This window comes from Delftia sp. UME58 (assembly GCF_014170385.1).
GTDB lineage: Bacteria > Pseudomonadota > Gammaproteobacteria > Burkholderiales > Burkholderiaceae_C > Comamonas > Comamonas acidovorans.
The window spans coordinates 83,444-104,573 of sequence record NZ_LZZV01000020.1 but is presented as its reverse complement, the minus strand read 5'-3'; the positions used below and the strand labels follow the sequence as shown (position 1 = coordinate 104,573).

Sequence of the window (21,130 nt, the reverse complement as noted above, 5' to 3'; positions counted from 1 at the left end):
AGCATGCTGATCACACTGGGCCAGTTTGCCTTCGGCATCGACACACTGGCATTCGACAAGCTGGTGCGCAGCAGTACCTGGCGCCACCCGAGCAACAGCCGCGTGGGCGCGCGCCCCGCCCGCCAGTCGCTGGGCCCGGGCGATGAAACGCTGGGGCTGACCGGCGTGCTCGCACCCGAGTTCCGGGGCACGGCCAAGTCGCTGGACGACCTGCGCGAAATGGCCGACCAGGGCAAGGCATGGGCCCTGGTGGGCGGCGAGAGCATCCTGGGCGCCTGGGTCATCGAGAGCCTGCAGCAGACCGGCACGCACTACACACCGGGCGGCAAGCCGCGCCGCATCGAGTTCGATCTCAAGCTGGCCCGCGTGGATGACCACCTTGCCGAAGGCAGCGGCGGCGTCGATCCCTGGCCCAAGGACGACTTCTGGGAATGGTGGATCTGATGACCACACAGGAATACCTGCACGCCAAGCCCCAGTACGAGATCGTCCTGGACGGGCGCAACATCACCAGCCAGGTGGACACGCGGCTGATGAACCTGACACTGTCCGAATCGCGCGGCGAAGAGGCCGACAAGCTGGACATCACGCTGGACGACAGCGATGGGCGCCTGGCCCTGCCAGGCAAGGGCTCCAAGATCGCGCTGAAGCTGGGCTGGGCCGGCCACGGCCTGATCGACAAGGGCACCTACGAGGTGGACGAGGTGGAGCACCAGGGTGCGCCCGACAGGATCGTGGTGCATGCGCGCTCGGCCGAGCTCAAGCGCCAGCTGCGCACGCGCTCCGAGCACAGCTACCACGACAGCACGCTGGGCCAGATCGTGCGCAGCATCGCCCAGCGCAACGGCCTGCAGGTGCGCGTGGACGCGCAGTTCGAGAACCTGCGCGTGGACCACATCGACCAGACCCACGAAAGCGACCTGAACTTCTGCAGCCGCCTGGCGCGCCAGTACGACGCCGTGTGCACGGTCAAGAAGGGCAAGCTGGCCTTCATCGCCATCGACAGCAAGATCACCGCCGGCGGCCAGGCCGTGGAGGCCGCCACGCTGACGCGCGCCGAGGGCGACAGCCACAACTACCACACGGCCGCACGCAACGACTACAGCGGCGTGCGCGCGTACTGGAACGACGCGGATCGTGCCGAGAAACGCAGCGCCACGCAGGGCGCCGAGGACAACGAAAAGCGCCTGAAGGACACCTACGGCAGCGAGGCCGAGGCGCAGGCCGCCGCCAAGGCCGAGATGGGCCGCATCCACCGCGCCAAGGCCACCATGGGCCTGAAGCTGGCGCTGGCGCGGCCCGACCTGATGCCGCAGACACCGCTGAAGCTGCAGGGGTTCAAGGCGGAGATCGATGACACGCCGTGGCTGGTCGTCAAGATCCAGCACGAGCTGGGCGACGGCGGCTTCACCTCCAAGCTGACGCTGGAAACACGCGCCAAGTGAGCGAGAGGGGCGGGTAGAGCGCGTCCTGGAGCGGCCGGCGCAGGCCGTTCAGCGCGCGGCCAGGGTCGCCACGGCCCTGATGGCGGCACGGCCCGAATCGTCGGCCCGGCCGTAGCAATCGAGCAGCTCGCGTTCGTCGGGCGCCAGGGTCTGGACCGATGCGTTCGCATGCTGGCCCGTGACCACATACAGGACATCCACGCCCAGGCCCGCCATCACGGCCAAGGCGGCCGCATTGGGCGATTGCTCGCCCTTCTCCCAGGTGGCCAGGGTGCCGCGCGAGACGTCGCAGGCGTCGGCCATGGCGAGCTGCGCCACGTCCAGACGCAGACGCTCTTGCCTCAGCCTTTCACCGATGTGATCGAAATTTCTTCTATTCATCAATTGACATGCTCGAAATTTCGAGCAATGATGCAGTCAGCGTGTAACCAAACCATCCAAACCATCCCAAATACTACATGACAGCCATGCACTCCCCCAGAGCCGTGCCCGGTATCCCTGCGGATCCGGTGCTTCATGACAGGCCCGTGCCACTGCGCATGACGGCATCCGAACGCGAACGCCACGCCCGCTATGCCAGCCGTGAAAGCCGCAGCGCCTCCAACTTCGCGCTGAAGCTGTACCGCATGGGCATGCAGCAGTACGAGCAGCAGATGCCGCCGCTGCCCCAGGCCGATCAGGCGCGATAGCCACCCGCGCCGCCCTGTTCACCGTCTTGTCTTCGATCCCAACTGCCCCAAGGAGCCTGCCATGCGCATGATGTGCCCCCACTGCAACGAACACGCCTACACCCGCACCAGCCTGCAGCTGACCAGCACCAGCCGCGAGACCATCTTCCAGTGCCGCAACTTCGAGTGCGGCCATGTGTTCTCGGCGGTCACCGAGATCAACCGCACCATCAGCCCCAGCGCCATCCCCAACCCCATGGTGATCCTGCCGATGAGCACGCACATCAAGCGCAAGCTGCTGCAGACCCAGCTGGACGCCATGCCGTCCTCGCAATACGAAGGCGCAGCGCACCGCGCAGCCCAGGCGGCCGAATCCGCCCAATCCCCCCAAGGCGCGCGCAGCTAGCGCGGCCGGGGCGCCTTCGCCGCTCCTGACGGCGCTCCACCCGGCGCGCGGGCAGCCCGCCTGCACCGCCGCCACCCCACCCCCTTTCCCGCAACCTGCGGAGCCTGCATGAAGGCCCTGCGGGATGCGCTCACCCTGAAACGACCTGGACAGACCATGAAGCTCGGCGACCTGCGCCTTTCCGATCTGATGCGACTGCTGCGGGCAGACGATGCGCCCGCGCCCGAATACCGGCCCGAGGACCCGCCCGCGCTGCCCGAGGCCTACCAGCGCCTGAGCGTCCAGGACTGCCGCATCCGCCTGCGCGAACTGCAGCGCGAGGCCGCGCAGCGCTGCGCCAATGGCCGCTGCGGCAGCGCCGAAAGCCGCGAATGGGCGGGCCTGGCCAGCCACTACCGCATGGCGCTCGTGCTGCTGGCGGGCATAGACGGCGAGATCGAGGAGCTGGCCCTGCGCGACTGGCGCGAAATGCCGCCGCCCGAGCGCGACGCCATCCGCCGCCAGATCCGCGCGCTGCGCAGCTGCCTGCTGCCGCTGCGCGCGCTGGCCCTGAGGGCCTGAGCCCGTGTCCGTCCTGCTCGCCGCCAAATCCACCGGCCGCAGGCTGCGCACCGCCAGCCTGCAGCAATGGGACCAGCACAAGCCGCGCCCCCACATGGTCCAGCGCGCCATGCAGGCGCTGGAAAAAGCCTTGCCGCCGCAGTGGCTGCAGCCCATGAAGCTGCTGGGCCTGGGCGACTGGCACAAGGGCGATCAACACATCAGCGGCCTGCCCGAATGGGCTGCCTGCCACGACGCACTGGCCGCCATTGACGACTTTGCCAGCCGCCACGGCCGTGCGGCCGAGTGGAACCTGGACGACTACGAGATCTGCCAGATGGCCAGGCGCCTGAGCGACGAAGTCGGTGAACTCGACGCCGGCGCCCAGGCCCAGAACATGGACCTGGCCGGACGCGTGGACCTGGTGCGGCTGATGCTGCGCATGCTGGGGCTGCAGGAAAGCACGCCGCTGGCCGGCGAGCCCGCCATCCGCCGCGCGCTGGATGCCGCCTGGTGGCGCCGCATGCTGCGCCGCCATGTCACGCGCACCGTGGAGGCCGGCGCCGTCAAGCTGGGCATCGTCAACCGCCACGCCGGCGGCTATGCCAGCAATGCCACCGTGCGCCGACGCACCGCGCAGATCGAACGCAATGCCCGCGCGCTGGAGCGCAGCCTCTACCGAAACGAGGCCGGCCAGGTCTTCACCCTGGCCGAGCTGGCCGCGCTGTCGCCGGCCAACCCCGTGATCCGTGGCGGCGAGCTGATGACGCGCATCCGCGGCGCAGAGGAGTATGCCGACGCGCGCAGCCACGTCGGCCTCTTTCTCACGCTGACGGCGCCCAGCCGCTTCCATGCCGTCACGCTGGGCAGCGGCGGCCGGCCGCGTCCCAATCCCCATTACGACGGCCGCAGCACGCCGCGCGATGCCCAGCTGTGGCTGCGCACCATGTGGGCGCGCGTGCGCTCGCACCTGGGCCGCCAGCGCATCGCCATGTACGGCATCCGCGTGGCCGAGCCGCACCATGACGCCACGCCGCACTGGCACGCCCTGGTCTGGGCCGAGTGCGAGGAGCACGCCCGGCACATCGAGGCCGCCATCCGCAAATGGTGGCTCAGCGAGGACGGCGACGAGCCCGGCGCCCAGCGCAACCGCGTCAACATCAAGCGCATGACCGGCGGCGGCGCTGCCGGCTACGTGGCCAAGTACATCGCCAAGAGCGTGGGCCATGCGGCCCTGGCCGACCACCTCGATGTGGTGCAGGGCCGCCTGTGGGATGTGGAGCAGGGCGACATGCCCGGCCACCGCCGCGTGGACGCCTGGGCCGCCTGCTGGGGCATTCGCCAGTTCCAGGCCGTGGGCATGCCCAGCGTCTGCATCTGGCGCGAGCTGCGCCGCGTCAGCAAGGACCAGGTCGAACAGATCCGCATCGACGGCGACCGGGCCAGCTGGCAGGCCTGGGGCGCCAGCCACCGCCATGGGCCCGACATCCCCGCCGACTGGCGCCGCTACATGGAAGCCATGGGCGGCCACTGCCTGGGCCGCGACCGCTGGCACCTGCGCATGGCGCGCCGCCCCGTGCCCGCCGGCGCCGTCAACCAATACGGCGAGGCCATCGCTCCCGGCTGCGGCCGCGTGGTGGGCCTTGAGACCCGGCGCGGCCAATGGCTGGTCTCGCGCCGCATCGCCTGGCGCAGCGTGGCGCGCGCCACGCTGGAGTTCCAGGAAACCCAAGGTGCAGAAAACGCCGATGTCGCCGAGGGTGCCGAGGTCGCCGACGTGGCCCCGCCGGCCCTGCCCGCCCGCGCGCCGCTGGCGCGCGCTTGGACTGGTTTCAATAACTGTACGGCCCGGCTCACGGGCCACACGCTGCGCGCCCTCATCGGCCGCGGCGGGCACCAGCGCGAGGACCGGGCCAACCCGGCCGGGCCCGATTCGGGTGCCGATTCAGTGCCCCATTCCGTGCTGCACCGCCCCGCATCCGGCGCCACGCCATCCAACCACCCGTTCTTTACCAGCTGATCCACCCCAGGAGGACCCACCATGCACCACAACATCACCGCCCTGCGCAGCTACCGCGCCACCCTCATACCCCATGGCGTGGACGCCGCGCAGCTGGATCAACTGGCCGACGCCCGCCTGCTGCCCGTGCTGCGCCTGAAGGCGGCCAGCGCCAGCCACGCCCAGGCCTGCGCCCTGCTGGCCAGCGGCCGGCCCGTGCTGCGAGTGGAGCGAGTTGAGCGAGTTGAGCGAGTTGAGCACGCAGAACGTGTGGAGCGCAAGAAGGCAGGCAAGTCCATCACGCCGCACCAGGCCTGAGCAAGCACCCAAGCACCGGACACGACATCGGAGAACAGCGCAATGACGCAACAGAACATGGAACTCTTTCACAGCGCCCCGCGCCTGGACACCCAGGGCATCGCCAACTACCTGGGCCTGAGCCGCGAGCACGTCACCGCGCGCCTGACCAAGCGCCCGGACTTTCCCAAGCCCTTCATCAACGCCAGCCGCCGCATCCGCTACTGGCGCATGGCCGACGTCAAGGCCTGGGCCGAGGGGCGCCGGTGAGCCGGCACCAGGCCATCGCCGTGCGCTCAGTGATCGCTGCCCGCAAGAAAACGGCGAGCCTGGTCGCGCGCCCCGTCGAAGATCTGCCGGGCCATAGGCTGCGGCACGCTGGCCGGCAGGCGCGGCTGCAGCCGGGCTATGGCGCCGTCCAGCGCCTCGACCATCTGCACCATGCTCTCCCACAGGCCTGCGATGCGCGTGGTCTCGGCCAGCGCCTTCCAGTGGCGGCGCTGGATCTCGGCCAGGCGGTAGTGGCGGCTGCGCCCCGGCAGGGCCATGGCCATCCTGGCGCGCTGGCGGGCGATCTTGCCGTGGCCGTGGCCGATGATGGGCCAGGCCGACAGCACGTCGTACAGCGGCGTCATCTCATAGCCGCCGCCCGGCTGCAGGAACACCGAGAAATTCTTGGCATGCCCGTCCGTGGCTGCCAGCAGCCAGAACGCCAGCTGCGCCATCACGAAGCGGGCGCAATCCTGGGCAGGCTCGCTGCCATGCTGCAGCACCTGCAGGCACTGCAGCATGCCGGGCCCGCCGTGGGTCTCGTACTTGTTGGCGCTGGCAACGCCGCGCACCTGGCAGAAATCTTCCTGCGGCAGGCGCGCAATCCAGCCCTGGGCCGTCCAGGCGCGGTCAAAGCGCTCCACGCACAGCACCTGCTGCCCGCCAAAGCTCTCGATGCTGCTGTCGGCCACGGCAAAGCCCAGCTCGGCCAGCAGGCGGGCGCACAGCCACTCATTGGCCACTGACTCGCTCAGGTCGTAGTGCCAGTGCGGCACCACGCCGATGGCCGGCTTCAGGATATGCGTGGTCGGCGTCGCACCCAGCGGGCGGCACCACTGGCCGCCCTGGCGCAGCACCGCCGTCTTCTCCTGCGCACCGGCAATGGACAGCCGGAACTCCTGGTCCACCTCCAGCGCACCAAACCCGCCGCCCAGGCTGGCCAGGTGCTCTGCAATCTGCGCCTCGCTCAGCGGCTCGAAGCGCACCTGGTCGAACCCTTCGGGCACGGCCCCCTCGGGCAGCAGCTGCACGGCACCCACGCAATCGCGGCCAATGGCCTCCAACAGCGAAAACGCATCGATCCCGCGCAGCCCGAAACGCTGGTGAATGCGCCGGCGAATGCCCTCGCCGTCCGGCAGCAGGTTGTCGAAATAGTGGGCCACCACCTCGCCCGCCACCGTCAGGTCGCGCGTGAAGGGCATGGACAGCGACAGCGGCCGCGCATGCGCGCTCTGCGGCCAGGCCGGGTCATAGGCGAACACATGGCGGCCCGTGCGCGTGACCTCCCAGGTGCCCACCCGCTCCCCATTCATCCAGACGCCCAGCGCCGCCATCACCAGGACCCTTTCGGCTTGCGGTCCTGCCAGTGCGGCGGCAGCGCCTGCGGCTTGAAGGCCACGGGGCGGTCGGCGGGCTTGCGGGGCACGTTGTCACCCGCGTACGGTTGTGGAGCTGGCTCGGCCACCCTCAACGCAGCAGGCACAGGCACCGGCACAGGTACAGGTGCAGAAGAAGCCACCGCATCCGCCCTGGGCCGCATGAGCAGATCGGCATCCAGCAATTGCAGGATCTCCATCAACTGGCGCACGCTGATGGCGGCCGGATCACGCTCTATCGCCGCCACGCGCGACTGTGACACGCCCAGCCGCTGTGCCAATTGGGCCTGGCTCACGCCAGCGGCCTTGCGCAGCGACTTCAGGTGCAGCGCAAGCTGATCGGGCAGTTGCAACAGGTGGTCCATGGTGTTCTCCTGGCCAGGGCATTCAAAATATCATCTCAAGATGATTAATTGAAATTATCACTTTAGAATAATATTGTCAATACATCATATTGGAGTGATATTCCTGGCAGCCATCCTGCCTACAACCGTGCCGCGATGTCCTCGGCCGTCTCCCGGTAATAGGTATTGAACAGCTCGTTGATATCCACGTGGCCGCTGATGCGGGCCAGCGTCATCACGTCCACGCGCTTGCTCAGCCAGGTCAGCGCCGTGGCGCGCAGGTCATGGAAGCGCAGGCCCTCCACCATCACCCGGTCGCGCAGCTTGCGGTAGAGCGTGTCGCGGCTGGCGTCGCTGATGGTCCAGTAGGCGTCGCGCCCCGCAGCCTCGGCGGCGGCGTCCAGCACACGCAGCAGGCGCACGGCACGGCGCGTCAGCGGCACATGGCGCTCGCCCACCTTGGCCTCGGTCTTGTGGTGCGGCAGGTGGTAGACCCGGCGCTTGAGATCCACATTGCTGCGACCCATGCGCAGGATCTCGCCGCTGCGCATGGCCGTGTGCAGGGCCACCAGCATGGTCCAGGCCGTCTGCTCCATGGCGGTGACAGGCGCCTGGCGCGGCGAGACATTGGCCGAGCGCAGCATGCGCCGCACCTCGCTCCACTGCCCCGTGCGCCGGCGCGCATGGGACTTGGCCGGCAGCTTGATCTCGGGCCAGGGGCTCTTGCCCACCCATTTCCACTGCTTGACCGCCAGCGTCCAGATCGGACGGAACTGCTGCGCCTCGCGCAGCACGCTGGCGCCGGAGACCTGCTGCAGCCGCGCATCGCGCCAGCGCGCCAGGTCGTCGCCCGTGATCTCGTGGAACACCTTGGCCGCCAGCTCGGGGAACTCGCGCAGCCAGGCATCGAAGCGCAAATGGTCGGCCCGCGCCGTGCTGGCCGTCTTTTTGTCGGTGACCTCGCGCCGATAGCGCTCCACCGCCTCGGCCAGCGTGCGCCGCGGAAACTCCCCGCGCGCGCCGGCCAGGATGGCCGCCTCCTCGGCCACGGCCCAGCCCTGCGCCTCGGCCTTGGTCGCCCGCGTGGCGGTACGCCGAATACCCGCACGCTCCACCTCGGCCCGCCATCCGTTCTTCACCTTCCGGAAATACGCCATCCCACCTCCTGCACCGCGCGCGGGATCACAAGCGGGATCTGCGCGGGATTGTGATGTGATTTTGCGCTGTTTTGTGCCGGTTTCAACCTGCTCCGTTTTGCAGCGAAGACCCAGAAAAAAAGCCCGCCTCCTCTACAGGAAGCGGGCTTGAGCAGTGTTCGCCGCAGTTGAGCGGCGTTGGTGCGTGGTGCGCGGGGGGGGACTCGAACCCCCACACCATTGCTGGCGTCAGGACCTAAACCTGGTGCGTCTACCAATTTCGCCACCCGCGCTGGTTCTTGAGGGAGCCGCCTGCGCGGCGGCTCCTAGGTCAGGGCGCAGATTCTAGCCGCAATTGCGGGGCCCATTGCCATACCCCGGATTTGATCGGCGGCCTCTGCGCTTTCGCGGCCATCAGTGCGTGGGCTCGCGGCGCACGCGGAACACGGCGGCGTACATGGCCGGCAGCGCCAGCAGTGTCAGCACGGTGGCCACGACCAGCCCGCCCATGATGGCCACGGCCATGGGGCCCCAGAACACGCTGCGCGACAGCGGGATCATGGCCAGCACGGCGGCGGCGGCCGTCAGCACGATGGGACGCAGGCGGCGCACGGCGGCTTCGATGATGGCGTCCCAGGCAGGCACGCCGCGCGCGCGATCGGTCTCGATCTGGTCGATCAGGATCACCGAATTGCGCTGGATCATGCCCATCAGCGCCACCACGCCCAGCAGCGCCACGAAGCCGAAGGGCCGGCCCAGCAGCAGCAGCGCCGCCGCCACGCCGGGAATGCCCAGCGGCCCGGTGATGAACACCAGCAGCGAGCGGCTGACACTGCGCAACTGCAGCATGAGCAGCGTGAAGGTGAGGAACAGCATCACGGGCACGCCGGCGACGATGGCGTCCGAGCCCTTGGAGCTTTCCTCCACGGCGCCCGCCACATCGATGCGGTAGGCCGTGTCGCCCGCGGCATGCCAGCGCGCCTCGATCTCGCGCAGACCCGGCAGCAGCGCATGGGTCAGCGTCGCTCCCTGCAGGCCCTCGCGCACATCGCCCTGCACAGTGATGGCGAACATGCGCTTTTCTCGCCACATCACGCCGGGCTCCCAGACCATCACGGGCTTGGCGATCTGCGTGAGCGGGATCGACTTGCCCGACGCCGTGGGCAGGTAGGCGTTGGCGATGTCGGTGATGGCGTCTCGCTCCGAATACGGCGTGCGCAGCACGATGTCGATGAGCTTGTCGCCCTCGCGGAACTGGCCCACGGTGGAGCCGCTGAGCATGACGCGGGCCGCCTGTGCGATGGCCTGGCTGCTCACGCCCAGGGCGCGCGCCTTGTCCTGGTCCACCTCCAGGCGCACGGCCTTGACGGACTCGTTCCAGTTGTCGTTGACGCCGCGCATGTCGGCGTTGGCGATCATGACCTGCTTGACCTCGTCGGCATAGGCACGCAGCTTTTGCGGATCGGTGCCGGACACGCGGAACTGCACCGGATAGGGCACGGGAGGCCCGTTGGGCAGCAGCTTGACGCGGCCGCGCACCTCGGGGAACTCCTGGGCCAGCAGCGCCGGCAGCGATTTGCGCAGGCGCTCGCGCGTGGGCAGGTCCTGGGCGACCAGGATGAACTGCGAGACGTTGTTCTGCGGAAATACCTGGTCCAGCGGCAGGTAGAAACGCGGCACGCCCGAGCCCACCCACTCGCTGACCGTGCGCACGCCGTCCAGCTGCATGAAGCGCGCTTCCACACGGCGCGTGACGGCTTCGTTGGCGGCCAGCGACGTGCCCTCGGGGAACCAGACGTCCACCAGCACCTCGGGCCGGCTGGAATCCGGGAAGAACTGCTGCTGCACGCGCGACATGCCCACCAGGCCCAGCGCGAAGACCAGCACCGTGATGGCAATGGTCAGCCAGCGGTGCGTCACGCACCAGTTCACGGCGCGCCGGAAGCGGTTGTAGAACGGGCTGTCGAAGACTTCATGCTCGGCCGACGAGGCATTGAGGTTGGTCTCCTCGATGGGCACCTCGCCCGAGGCCACCTCGGGCGGCAGCGTGGCCGCGTGCGGCGGGCGCTTGAGCAGCAGCATGCCCAGGTAGGGCACGAAGTACACCGAGGCGAACCAGCTGAGCACCAGCGCAATCACCGTCACCGCGAAGATGGCGAAGGTGTACTCGCCCGTCATGGACTTGGCCATGCCGATGGGCAGAAAGCCCGCCGCCGTGATCAGCGTGCCGGTCAGCATGGGCTTGGCCGTGATCTCGTAGGCAAAGGTGGCGGCGCGGTACTTCTCGTAGCCCTCCTCCATCTTGCGCACCATCATCTCCACGGCAATGATGGCGTCGTCCACCAACAGGCCCAGCGCGATGATCAGCGAGCCCAGCGACACCTTGTGCAGGCCGATGTTCCAGTACCACATGGCCAGGAAGGTCGCGGCCAGCACCAGCGGAATGGTGATGGCCACCACCAGGCCCGGGCGCGGGTCGATGTACCAGCGCTTCCACAGCGGCTGGTGGCCCTCGCGCTTGTGCAGGCCCAGGCTGATGAAGCTCACGGCCAGCACCACCACCACGGCCTCGATCAGCACCTGCAGGAATTCGTTCACCGAATCGGCCACGGCCTTGGGCTGGTCCTGCATGTTGGCCAGCTCGACGCCTGCCGGCAGCGTGCGCGCGATGTCGCCCACGGCGCCGCGCAGGGATTTGCCCAGGCGGATGATGTCGCCGCCCTTGGTCATGGACACGCCCAGCGCAATCGTCTCGCGCCCCTGGTGGCGTACCTTCACATTGGCCGGATCGGCATAGCCGCGGCGGATCTCGGCGATATCGCCCAGGCGCAGCTGCGCGCCCGAGGCACCGCGGATCGGCATGGCGCGCAACTCGTCCACCGCCAGGAACTGGCCGGCCACGCGCACCTGCACATCCTCGCGCGGTGTCTGCAGCACGCCTGCGCCCTCGATCGCGTTTTGCTGGCCCAGCTGGCCCAGCACCTGGTTCATGTCCAGGCCCAGCTGCGACAGGCGGCGCTGCGACAGCTCGATGTAGACCTTCTCGTCCTGCACGCCGAACAGCTCCACCTTGGCCACATCGGGCACGCGCAGCAGGCGCTGGCGCACGTCGTCGGCCATGGTCTTGAGCTCGGCGTAGCTGAAGCCGTCGGCCTGCAGGGCGTAGATCACGCCATAGACATCGCCGAACTCGTCATTGAAGAACGGCCCCTGCACGCCCTGCGGCAGGGTGTAGCGCATGTCGCCGATCTTCTTGCGCACCGTGTACCACAGCTGCTGGACATCGCCGGGGCGCGAATTGTCCTTGAGCTGGAAGATGATCATCGACTCGCCAGGCTTGGAATAGCTGCTGATCTTGTCGGCGTAGGGCACCTCCTGCAGCGTGCGCTCGATCTTGTCGGTCACCTGCTCGGCCATCTGCTGCGCCGTGGCGCCCGGCCAGTTGGTGCGCACCACCATGGCGCGGAAGGTGAAGGGCGGGTCCTCGTCCTGCCCCAGCTGGAAGTACGAGGCAAAGCCCAGCAGCAGCAGCACGACCATGAAATAGCGCGTCAGCGCCACATGGTCCAGCGCCCAGCGCGAAAGATTGAAGTGCCCGCCCTGCGGCGCCTTGTGCTTGGCCCCGCTCATTGTGCCGCTCCGCTGGACGCAGCACCTTCGGGAGCAGCAGCGCCTGCGGCGGCAGGGGCCTGTGCCGGCTGCTGCGTCTTGTCATACCGGTCCTGATAGACCGTGACCTTCTGGCCTGGCGTGAGCACATGCACGCCGGCGGCCACCACCTGCATGCCGGGCGCCAGGCCTGCGGCAATCACGGCCTCGTTGCCATCGGCCGTGGCCAGTTGCACGGGCTGCAGCTTCACCGTGCTGCTGGCGGCGTCGAACACCCACACTGCCGTGCCCTGGCCACCGCCGCCTTCCTGGCGCAGCGCGGTGGTGGGCAGCTTGATCACGGGCTGGCCCGTGGGGCCCATGCCCTCGGGCAGCGCATGGACCGTCGCGCCCAGCGGCGGCACGGCAGCCGCATCCGACGCGGGCAGTGCCACCTTCACCTGGTAGGTGCGCGTGACGGGATCGGCGCTGGCCGCCACCTCGCGCACCTGGCCCTGCAGCGGCTGCATGCCGGCCGACCAGGGGCGCACATTCACCTTCTGGCCCACGCGGATGGCACCGCGCTTGTCCTCGGGCACCACGAACACCACGTCGCGCGGGCCGTCCTGGGCAATGCGCACCACGGGCGAGCCGGCCGACACCACCTGGCCGGGTTCGGCGTCTATGCCGGTCACCACGCCAGGCACATCGGCCAGCAACTGCGCGTAGGACTCCTGATTGCTCTGCGATGCCAGCTGCGCCTTGGCCTGGTCCAGCGTGGCCTGGGCGGACTTGAGCGTGGCCTCGCGCCGCTCCAGCTCCGCACCGCTGATGAAATTCTGCGCCTTCAGCTGCGAGTAACGCCTCACATCGGCGGCAGCAAGATCGCGCTGCGTGGTCGCGGCCGCCACCTGGGCGCGCGCGGCGTCAGCTCCCAGCCGGTAGTCGCTGGCATCGAGCCGCGCCAGCAACTGGCCTGCCTGCACATGCTGGCCCAGCTCCACCTCGCGGCGCACGAGCTTGCCGGCCACGCGAAAGCCCAGGCGCGACTCTATGCGCGCGCGCACCTCGCCCGCGTACTCCAGTTGCGTGTCCAGCGCGCCCACGCCTACGGTGAGCAGCTTGACGGCGCGCACCGGCTCGGGCGGCGGCTCCGCCTTGGAGCAGGCGCCCAAAGCCAGCGCGGCGGCCAGGCACAAGGGAGCAAGAAGAAGATGGCGCGGCAAAGCGGGCGCGGCAGGGGTCGATGGCAAGTCGGGCATGTGGATCCGGGAGGGCTGGTGCGAAAAGCGGCGTGGGCTGCAAGATCCGGGCAACATGCCCCGGCAGCTGGCTGGCGCCGTTTACTGACTGACGGGTTAGTAATTTAGGAGAAGCCCTTGAGCCCGTCAAGTGAAATGCATGGCCTTGCGCACAGCATCGACAATCGGCCACCGTGAAGTCCACCGCACCCACCCTGCCCGCCTCCCCCGCCCCGGTCACGCACTACGAGAACTTTCCCGTGGCGTCCTGGCTGTGCCCACCCCGCTTGCGCCCGCCGATTGCCGCGCTCTACCACTTCGCGCGCACTGCAGACGACCTGGCCGACGAGGGCGACGCCACGCCGCCCGAGCGCCTGGCCGCACTGGCCGCCTACCGTGGCGACCTGATGGCGCTGGGCACCGAAGGCGAGGCTTCCATGCTTTCGCGCACGGCATGGCCCCAGGTCTTTGCAGGGCTGGCACCGCAGGTACGCGCCCACCAACTTCCGCTGGCGCTGATGGACGATCTGCTCAGCGCCTTCGCGCAGGACGTGCACAAGACCGAATCCGGCGCCACCTATGCCGACCGCGCCGAGCTGCTCGACTACTGCCGCCGCTCGGCCAATCCCGTGGGCAGGCTGCTGCTGCACCTGTACGGAGTGGACGATGCCGAATCGCTCAACCGAAGCGACGCCATCTGCACCGCCCTGCAGTTGATCAATTTCTGGCAGGACTTCAGCGTGGACCTGCCACGCGGGCGCCACTACCTGACCGACGCCGACTGCGCCGCCCACGGCGTGCAGCGCGATGAACTGCGCGCCGAGCCCTCGGCACTGACCCCCGCCGTGCGTGCACTGTTGGCCGCACAATCGGCCTGGGCGCGCGCACTGATGCAGTCCGGCGCACCGCTGGTGCACCGCCTGCCGGGCCGCATCGGCTGGGAGCTGCGCCTGGTCGTGCAGGGCGGGCTGCGCATCCTGGACAAGGTCGATGCGCTGCAGGGCGCCAGCCTCTACCGCCGGCCCACCGTCGGCAAGGCCGATGCGCCGCTGCTGCTGTGGTGCGCCCTGCGCATGTGATGGCGGGCCGGCCGTTGCGACACCCAGGCTTTGGCGCCCAGCCGTCCATGGGACAATCCCGCCCCATATGAATCCGGATCAGTACGTCCAAGACAAGGCTGCCGCCTCGGGCAGCAGCTTTTATTACGCCTTCCTCTTCCTGCCGCGCGAGCGCCGTGCCGCCATCACAGCCTTCTATGCCTTCTGCCGCGAAGTGGACGACGTGGTGGACGAAGTCTCCGACCCCGGCGTGGCCGCCACCAAGCTCGGCTGGTGGCAAAACGAAGTGCACCAGGCCTTTGCAGGCAAGCCCTCTCATCCCGTGATGCGGGCGCTCATGCCGCACGCCCCGGTCTACGGCATCGAGGAGCGCCACCTGCAGGCCGTCATCGACGGCTGCCGCATGGACCTGGAGCAGACCCGCTACCTGGACTTCCAGGGCCTGACGCGCTACTGCCACCTGGTCGCAGGCGTGGTCGGTGAAGTGGCCGCACGCATCTTTGGCCAGACGCAGGAAGAAACCACGGCCTACGCCCACAAGATGGGCCTGGCCTTCCAGCTGACCAACATCATCCGCGACGTGGGCGAGGACGCCATGCGCGGACGCATCTACCTGCCCATCAGCGAGCTGCAGCAGTTCGACGTCAAGGCGCATGAAATCACCAAGCGCGAGTACTCCGACCGCTTCACCGCGCTGATGCGTTTTCAGGCAGAGCGCGCCCACCGCCTCTACGACGAGGCCCTGGCCCTGCTGCCCGCCGCCGACCGCCGCACGCAAAAGCCCGGCCTGATGATGGCCAGCATCTACCGCACCCTGCTGCGCGAGATCGAGGCCGACGACTTCCGCGTGCTGCACCAGCGCATCAGCCTGCCGCCGCTGCGCAAGCTGTGGCTGGCCTGGAAGATGCAGGCGCTGGGACGCATGGCGCGGTGAGCAGAGAGAGCGCCAAAGACAAGCCGCGCGCCGCTGTGCCGCGCGCCGCCATCCTCGGCGGCGGCTGGGCAGGATTTGCTGCCGCCCTTGCGCTGGCGCGCAGCGGCTGGCACATCACCCTGCACGAGGCCGCACGCGAGCCCGGCGGCCGTGCGCGCGGCATGGACCTCGACACGCCACAGGGCCCGCTGCGCGTGGACAACGGCCAGCACATCCTCATCGGCGCGTACACCGAAAGCCTGCGCCTCATGCGCGAAGTGGGCGTGGACCCTGAACGGGCGCTGCACCGCCAGCCCATGGCCCTGCCCTATGCCGATGGCAGCGGCCTGCGCTTTCCCGACTGGCCTGCGCCGCTGGATGCGCTGGCCGGCATTGCCACCGCACGCGGCTGGAGCCTGGGCGAGCGTGCAGCCCTGCTGGCGCGCGCCGTGCGCTGGCGGCTGGCGGGCTTTCGCTGCACGCCGCAGGCCACCGTGGCCGCCCTGTGCGCCGGCCTGCCGCAGCGCCTGGTCAGCGAGTTCATCGACCCGCTGTGCATCTCGGCACTCAATACGCCCATTCACATGGCCAGCGGCACGGTGTTCCTTCGCGTGCTGCGCGATGCGCTGTTCAGCGGCCGTGGCGGCTCGCATTTCCTGGTGCCGCGCCGTGACCTGGGCAGCCTGTTCCCCGCGCCGGCCGCGCAGTGGCTGCAGGAGCGCGGCCACGCCGTGCGCCTGGGCAGCCGCGTGGCCGAACTGCAGCCCCAGGGCCCGCACTGGACGCTGGGCGCAGCCCAGGCCGAAGACGCGCCCTTCGACGCCGTGCTGCTGGCCTGCCCCGCGCCCGAGGCGGCGCGCCTGGCGCTCACCGCCGCCGGGCACGACAGCCTGCCTGCACGCGACGGCATAGCCCTGCAGCGCTGGGCGCAACTGGCCCAGGACCTGCAGCACCGCCCCATTGCCACCGTCTATGCGCAGACCGGCGATCCCTCCCACGCATTGCCCCCGGGCGCGCCCTGGCTGGCGCTGCGCGCCACGCCCGATGCGCCTGCGCAGTTCGTCTTCGACCGGGGACAGCTGGGAGGACCGCAGGGCCTGATGGCCTTCGTCATCAGCGACAGCGCATCGGACCGCGAGACACTGCAGGCCCAGGTGCTGGCCCAGGCCCGGGCACAGTTGGGCTGGCATGGACTGGTTGCGCTGCGCACCGTGATCGACAAGCGCGCCACTTTCGCCTGCCTGCCGCAGCTGCAGCGCCCCGGCATGGAGCTGGGCCACGGCCTGTGGGCCTGCGGCGACCATGTGGATGGCCCGTATCCGGCCACCATCGAAGGCGCCGTGCGCAGCGGCCTGCAGGCGGCCGAGGCCATCGGCCAGGCCCTGGGTGCCGGGGGAAAAGCCTGATCCCCCGGGTATCTCCGTAGCCTGCAGACCCTGGTTTGACAGCAGATTGACAGCCACCGGCGCCACCATCGCTGGCGCCGCATCCGCTGCGGCCCATCCACTACAACGATAACCAGGAGACCAGACATGCCTTCGCGCGACTTTCTTCACCACGCAGACCTGCCCCCGCTCGGCCGCCGCCAACTGCTGGCCGGCACGGGCGCCATGGCCCTGTCGGGCCTGTTGCCTGCGGCCGCGCTGGCGCAGGACGCCTGGCCCACACGCCCCATCCGCTTTGTCGTGCCCTTTGCGCCGGGCGGCAGCTCGGAAATCGTGGCGCGTTCCACGGCGGCCGAGCTGTCCAAGACCCTGGGCCAGAACGTCTTCGTGGACAACAAGCCCGGCGCAGCCGGCAACATCGCCATGCAGGAAGTGGCGCGCGCCGATGACCAGAGCACCGTCATCCTGGGCCACATCGGCACGCTGGCCGTCAATCCCTACATCTTCGACAAGCTGCCCTACGACGCCAACAAGGACTTCCAGCCCGTCAGCCTGCTGGCCAAGGTGCCCAGCCTGTACGTGGTCCACCCCGATGTGCCGGTCAAGAACCTGCGCGAACTCATCGCCTACGCCAGGAAGAAGCCGGGCCAGCTCAGCTACGGCTCGGCCGGCAATGGCAGCGCCGGGCACCTGGCCTTCGAGTACCTGAAGATGACGGCCGAAATCTTCATGCTGCACGTGCCCTATCGCGGCACGGGCCCCATGATGACGGACCTGATGTCGGGCCGGCTGGACGCTGCCTCGGTCGGCGCCGCCGCCCTGCTGCCCTTCATCAAGGCCGGCAAGGTGCGCTGCATCGCCACGGGATCGACCCAGCGCCTGCCCCAGTTGCCCGACGTGCCCACCGTGGCCGAGCAGGGCTTCCCGGGCTTCGAGATGACGCAGTGGTACGGCATGCTCGCGCCCTCCAGCATGACCCGGGCCCACGTGGACAAGCTGGCTGCCGAATGCGCCAAGGCCGTCAAGGCACCCGACGCGCTCAAGCGCCTGCAGGGCGATGCGGCCGAGCCCATCGGCAGCACGCCCCAGCAGTTCGCACAGTTCATTGCCACCGAGCAGACGCGCTGGCAAAAGGTGCTCAAGCGCGCCCAGGTCAAGCCGGACTGAGCGCACACGGACTGCCCCCCCAGGCACAGGCCCCGGCATCAGCTGGCCGGTCCAGCCTTCTCGGCCATGGCACGCAGCACGCCCTGGCTGGCCTTTTGCACATGCTCTGCGCTCAGGCGCGCGGCCTGGTCCGCGTCGCCCTGCTCTATCGCCGCCACGATGGCATCCAGCTCGGCCAGCGTCTGCGGCAGGCGCCCGGGCTGGGACATGGAGATGCGCCGCAGCACCGTCACGCGGTTGTTCAGCTGCCGCAGCATCTGGCCGGCCACCAGATTGCCGCAACCCTCGATCAGGATGTCGTAGAACTGGTTCTTGATCGCCAGCAGGGCCACCTTGTCGCTGGCCACGGCGGGCACGGCCAGCTCGCCCAGCTTGGCGCGCAGCGCGGCGCGCTGGCCAGCCGAGGCATGCAGCGCAAAGCCCCGGCTGGCCAGCCCCTCCAGGCTGGCCCGCACCTCGTAGATATCGCGCACTTCCTGCACCGAGATGTCCGTGACCTCGGGGCCACGGTGCGGAACGATGGTGATCAGCCCCTCGGCCTGCAGGTGCTGCAGGGACTCGCGCAGGCACGAACGGCTCACATCAAGGCTCTCGCACAGTTCGCGCTCGGACAGCTTCTGGCCCGGCGCAAACACGCCATCGAGGATGGCCGTGCGCAGGGTCTGCGTCGTGCGCAGGCGCAGCGACGTTTCTTCGCGGGGGACACGCAGCATCTGGTTCATGGGACGAATCCTACCCGCCAATCCAGGGGCCGGACGGACTGACGGATTGTCATACACACACCTGGCTCGGCAGGCAATCCCGATTTTCATCTAGTAGGATTGTCTGACAATCTGATTAAATCCATTCCACCGACAGACACTTTCACCGCCTTCCATCAGGAGTTTTCATGACCCGAGCCTACGCACCCAAGAACCCCGCCCTCTTCGACCAGGGCCTGTCCACCCGCCGCGAGGTGCTGGGCGCCGAGTATGTCGATGCGTCCATACAGAACGCCACGGACTTCAACATCGACATGCAGGAACTGGTCACCCAGTACTGCTGGGGCGATGTCTGGAACCGCCCGGGCCTGGACCGCAAGACGCGCTCCTTCCTGAACCTGGCCATGATCACGGCGCTGAACCGCCCGCATGAACTCAAGCTGCATGTGCGCGGCGCCATCAACAACGGACTGAGCAAGGAAGAGATCAAGGAAGTCTTCCTGCAGACCGCCATCTACTGCGGCGTGCCGGCCGCCATCGACTCCTTCCGCGTGGCTTCGGAAGTCTTCAAAGAGATGGACATCTGAGGCACGCAGCATGACCACCATAGGATTCATCGGCCTCGGGATGATGGGCCAGCCCATGGCCCACCTGCTGCACGCCGCAGGGCACGCCCTGGTCATCCGGGACGCCGTGCCCGCCGCCACCGCGCGCTTTGCCAGCGAACATGCGGGCGTGTCCGTGGCATCCGGCGCGGCCGATTTTGCCGGCTGCAGCGTGGTCTTCACCATGCTGCCCGACTCCCGCATCGTCGATGCCGTGGTGGGCGAACTGGCACCGTACCTGCCGCCCGGCGCCTGCATCATCGACATGAGTTCGGCCGACCCCAACCGCACGCGGGCGCTGGCCGGCCTGCTGGGCGAGCGCGGCATCGGGCTGCTGGATGCGCCGGTCTCCGGCGGCGTCAAGCGCGCCATTGCGGGCACGCTGTCCATCATGGTCGGGGGCGATGCGGACCTGCTCGCCCAGCACCTGCCGCTGCTGCAGCGCATGGGACAGGCCATCACCCATGTCGGCCCCGTGGGAGCAGGCCATGCGCTCAAGGCGCTGAACAACTACGTCTCGGCAGCGGCCCTCATCGCCACAGCCGAGGCCATCCACGCAGGCGCGGCCTTCGGCATTGCGCCGGCCACCATCGTGGACGTGATCAATGCCTCCACCGGCAAGAACAACACCACCGAAAACAAGGCCCACCAGTTCATGCTGAACGGTGCCTTCAACTCGGGCTTCTCGCTGGCGCTGCAGGCCAAGGACGTGGGCATCGCCCTGTCGCTGGGCCAGGCCATGCACACGCCCATGGCATTGGCCGAACAGGTCAGCGCCATGGCGGCCGAAGCCTCCAGGTCCCTGGGACTCGCCGCCGACCACACCGAGCTGTACAGGTACGTGGCCCCGGCCTGAGCCTGCTCCGTCTCGCCGTCGTCAAGGGCCGCATGCGGCCCTTGCCTTCCTGCCTCACGCCACCAAACACGCCACCGACAACCGGCCGAACCGAGCCGGCGGCCCCTGCACGCGCCTCCAGGAGACAAACCCATGCGCCCCCTCATCCGCAACCCCCTCATCCGCAACCCCCTCGCCCAGACCCTTATCGCCGCCGCGCTGTCAGCGGCCAGCCTTGCCGCCCTGGCCTTCCCCAACAAGCCCGTCACCATCGTCGTTCCCTACGCGGCCGGAGGCTCCACCGACGTGCTGGCCCGCGTGCTGGCCGAGGCCATGACGCGCGACCTGGGCCAGCAGGTCATCGTCGAGAACCTGGGCGGCGCCGGTGGCACCATCGGCACCAGCCGCGTCACACGCGCCCAGGCCGACGGCCACACCCTGCTGCTGCACAACATGGGCATTGCCACGGCACCCGCGCTCTACAGCAAGCTCGCTTTCGATGTGAGGCGCGACCTGGAACCCATCGCGCTGGCCGGCGACGTGCCCATGATCCTGGTGCGCAGCAAAGGCTTTGCGCCCGCCACGCTGGCGGACTTCATCGCCCACATGAAGGCCAGGCCGGGCGAAGTACGCTTCTCGCACGCCGGCGTAGGCGCCACCTCCCACCTGTGCGCCATGCTGCTGCTGCAGACCACCTCCACCGAGGCCACCCTGGTGCCCTACCGTGGCACGGGCCCGGCCCTGCAGGACCTGGTGGCAGGCAATGTCGATGTCATCTGCGACCAGCCCGTGGCCACCGGCCCGCACATACAGGCGGGCATGCTCAAGGGCTACGCCGTCGCCACGCGCGAGCGCCTGCCCTCCCTGCCCGATGTGCCCACCTTCTCGCAGGCCGGCCAGCCCGGCTTCGAGCTTGCCGTATGGCACGGCCTGTACGCTCCGCGAGGCACGCCCCAGGCCGTCATCGAACGCCTCAACAAATCCCTGCGCACCGCCCTGGCCGAGCCCGCCCTGGTCAAGCGCTTCACGGACATGAGCGTCATCATCCCGCCCGCAGACCGCCTTACCCCCGACGCCCTGCGCCAGCACACCGCCGCAGAAATCAAGCGCTGGGACCCGGTGATCAAGGCTGCGGGAGCCAAGGCCGAGTAACGCC

22 protein-coding genes and 1 tRNA gene are annotated in these 21,130 nt (G+C 68.9%); 15 read left to right on the top strand and 8 right to left on the bottom strand.

The genetic code is table 11. The features are described from left to right. Nucleotides 1–3 precede the first annotated feature (3 nt). Both A9976_RS07740 and A9976_RS07735 read left to right on the top strand, forming a co-directional pair. Nucleotides 4–444: a phage tail protein gene (locus A9976_RS07740; protein WP_183018519.1), complete on the top strand. Its 441-nt coding sequence runs from the start codon at nt 4–6 to the stop codon at nt 442–444. Beyond that, entirely contained in the window at nt 444–1,445 is a 1,002-nt protein-coding gene (locus A9976_RS07735; protein WP_259649140.1) for a contractile injection system protein, VgrG/Pvc8 family, read from the top strand. Before A9976_RS07740 ends, A9976_RS07735 begins: the two co-directional genes overlap by 1 nt. A 48-nt stretch (nt 1,446–1,493) precedes the next feature. Here the strand turns inward: A9976_RS07735 and A9976_RS07730 are convergent, their stop codons facing one another. Beyond that, nucleotides 1,494–1,826, bottom strand: a complete 333-nt coding sequence (locus tag A9976_RS07730) for a helix-turn-helix domain-containing protein (protein WP_183018517.1) — start codon at nt 1,824–1,826, stop codon at nt 1,494–1,496. 86 nt (nt 1,827–1,912) lie between these two features. Between A9976_RS07730 and A9976_RS07725 the strand changes: the two genes are divergently transcribed. The 6 genes from A9976_RS07725 to A9976_RS07700 all read left to right on the top strand — a co-directional run bounded on the left by A9976_RS07725 (nt 1,913) and on the right by A9976_RS07700 (nt 5,625). Continuing rightward, the gene (locus A9976_RS07725; RefSeq protein WP_224986487.1) at nt 1,913–2,134 is read left to right on the top strand and encodes a hypothetical protein; all 222 of its coding nucleotides are present in this window, start codon (nt 1,913–1,915) and stop codon (nt 2,132–2,134) included. Between the two features lie 61 nt (nt 2,135–2,195). After that, entirely contained in the window at nt 2,196–2,519 is a 324-nt protein-coding gene (locus tag A9976_RS07720; protein WP_099734180.1) for an ogr/Delta-like zinc finger family protein, read from the top strand. Nucleotides 2,520–2,675: 156 nt separating this feature from the next. Further along, nucleotides 2,676–3,080, top strand: a complete 405-nt coding sequence (locus A9976_RS07715; RefSeq protein ID WP_259649139.1) for a hypothetical protein — start codon at nt 2,676–2,678, stop codon at nt 3,078–3,080. A 4-nt stretch (nt 3,081–3,084) separates the two neighbouring features. Continuing rightward, nucleotides 3,085–5,079: a replication endonuclease gene (locus tag A9976_RS07710; protein ID WP_183018515.1), complete on the top strand. Its 1,995-nt coding sequence runs from the start codon at nt 3,085–3,087 to the stop codon at nt 5,077–5,079. Between the two features lie 21 nt (nt 5,080–5,100). Then, on the top strand, nt 5,101–5,376 hold the full coding sequence (locus A9976_RS07705; protein ID WP_183018514.1) for a hypothetical protein: 276 nt from the start codon (nt 5,101–5,103) through the stop codon (nt 5,374–5,376). A 42-nt stretch (nt 5,377–5,418) separates the two neighbouring features. Continuing rightward, the gene (locus A9976_RS07700; protein WP_012204496.1) at nt 5,419–5,625 is read left to right on the top strand and encodes an AlpA family transcriptional regulator; all 207 of its coding nucleotides are present in this window, start codon (nt 5,419–5,421) and stop codon (nt 5,623–5,625) included. Nucleotides 5,626–5,651: 26 nt separating this feature from the next. On the opposite strand, the gene A9976_RS07695 is transcribed toward A9976_RS07700, so the two are convergent. From A9976_RS07695 to A9976_RS07670, 6 genes are all read right to left on the bottom strand, one after another. After that, nucleotides 5,652–6,959: a type II toxin-antitoxin system HipA family toxin gene (locus A9976_RS07695; protein ID WP_183018513.1), complete on the bottom strand. Its 1,308-nt coding sequence runs from the start codon at nt 6,957–6,959 to the stop codon at nt 5,652–5,654. Next, nucleotides 6,959–7,366 carry a helix-turn-helix transcriptional regulator gene (locus A9976_RS07690; RefSeq protein WP_183018512.1) on the bottom strand — a complete coding sequence of 136 codons (408 nt, stop codon included), beginning with the start codon at nt 7,364–7,366 and terminating at the stop codon, nt 6,959–6,961. Before A9976_RS07690 ends, A9976_RS07695 begins: the two co-directional genes overlap by 1 nt. A 119-nt stretch (nt 7,367–7,485) precedes the next feature. After that, nucleotides 7,486–8,502: a tyrosine-type recombinase/integrase gene (locus A9976_RS07685; RefSeq protein ID WP_183018511.1), complete on the bottom strand. Its 1,017-nt coding sequence runs from the start codon at nt 8,500–8,502 to the stop codon at nt 7,486–7,488. A 185-nt stretch (nt 8,503–8,687) separates the two neighbouring features. After that, nucleotides 8,688–8,774: transfer RNA gene (locus tag A9976_RS07680), tRNA-Leu, on the bottom strand. 121 nt (nt 8,775–8,895) lie between these two features. Continuing rightward, nucleotides 8,896–12,111, bottom strand: a complete 3,216-nt coding sequence (locus A9976_RS07675; protein ID WP_183018510.1) for an efflux RND transporter permease subunit — start codon at nt 12,109–12,111, stop codon at nt 8,896–8,898. Then, the gene (locus A9976_RS07670) at nt 12,108–13,331 is read right to left on the bottom strand and encodes an efflux RND transporter periplasmic adaptor subunit (RefSeq protein ID WP_183018509.1); all 1,224 of its coding nucleotides are present in this window, start codon (nt 13,329–13,331) and stop codon (nt 12,108–12,110) included. Before A9976_RS07670 ends, A9976_RS07675 begins: the two co-directional genes overlap by 4 nt. A gap of 173 nt (nt 13,332–13,504) precedes the next feature. Here A9976_RS07670 and hpnC point away from each other — a divergent pair, with 173 nt between their 5' ends. The 4 genes from hpnC to A9976_RS07650 all read left to right on the top strand — a co-directional run bounded on the left by hpnC (nt 13,505) and on the right by A9976_RS07650 (nt 17,833). Beyond that, entirely contained in the window at nt 13,505–14,389 is an 885-nt protein-coding gene (hpnC, locus tag A9976_RS07665) for a squalene synthase HpnC (protein ID WP_183018508.1), read from the top strand. Nucleotides 14,390–14,456: 67 nt separating this feature from the next. Then, nucleotides 14,457–15,302 carry a presqualene diphosphate synthase HpnD gene (gene hpnD / locus A9976_RS07660; protein WP_012204489.1) on the top strand — a complete coding sequence of 282 codons (846 nt, stop codon included), beginning with the start codon at nt 14,457–14,459 and terminating at the stop codon, nt 15,300–15,302. Next, nucleotides 15,299–16,687 carry a hydroxysqualene dehydroxylase HpnE gene (gene hpnE / locus A9976_RS07655; RefSeq protein WP_183018507.1) on the top strand — a complete coding sequence of 463 codons (1,389 nt, stop codon included), beginning with the start codon at nt 15,299–15,301 and terminating at the stop codon, nt 16,685–16,687. Before hpnD ends, hpnE begins: the two co-directional genes overlap by 4 nt. A 126-nt stretch (nt 16,688–16,813) precedes the next feature. Then, entirely contained in the window at nt 16,814–17,833 is a 1,020-nt protein-coding gene (locus tag A9976_RS07650; RefSeq protein ID WP_097202878.1) for a tripartite tricarboxylate transporter substrate binding protein, read from the top strand. 38 nt (nt 17,834–17,871) lie between these two features. Here A9976_RS07650 and A9976_RS07645 read toward each other — a convergent pair whose 3' ends face one another. Then, on the bottom strand, nt 17,872–18,555 hold the full coding sequence (locus A9976_RS07645) for a GntR family transcriptional regulator (RefSeq protein WP_012204486.1): 684 nt from the start codon (nt 18,553–18,555) through the stop codon (nt 17,872–17,874). A 167-nt stretch (nt 18,556–18,722) separates the two neighbouring features. On the opposite strand from A9976_RS07645, the gene A9976_RS07640 reads away from it, so the two are divergent. The 3 genes from A9976_RS07640 to A9976_RS07630 all read left to right on the top strand — a co-directional run bounded on the left by A9976_RS07640 (nt 18,723) and on the right by A9976_RS07630 (nt 21,126). Continuing rightward, complete coding sequence (locus A9976_RS07640) at nt 18,723–19,121, top strand: carboxymuconolactone decarboxylase family protein (protein ID WP_183018506.1); 399 nt, start codon at nt 18,723–18,725, stop codon at nt 19,119–19,121. 10 nt (nt 19,122–19,131) lie between these two features. Continuing rightward, the gene (locus A9976_RS07635; RefSeq protein WP_183018505.1) at nt 19,132–19,995 is read left to right on the top strand and encodes an NAD(P)-dependent oxidoreductase; all 864 of its coding nucleotides are present in this window, start codon (nt 19,132–19,134) and stop codon (nt 19,993–19,995) included. A 132-nt stretch (nt 19,996–20,127) separates the two neighbouring features. Next, on the top strand, nt 20,128–21,126 hold the full coding sequence (locus A9976_RS07630; RefSeq protein ID WP_183018504.1) for a tripartite tricarboxylate transporter substrate binding protein BugD: 999 nt from the start codon (nt 20,128–20,130) through the stop codon (nt 21,124–21,126). The last annotated feature ends 4 nt before the right edge of the window (nt 21,127–21,130 follow it).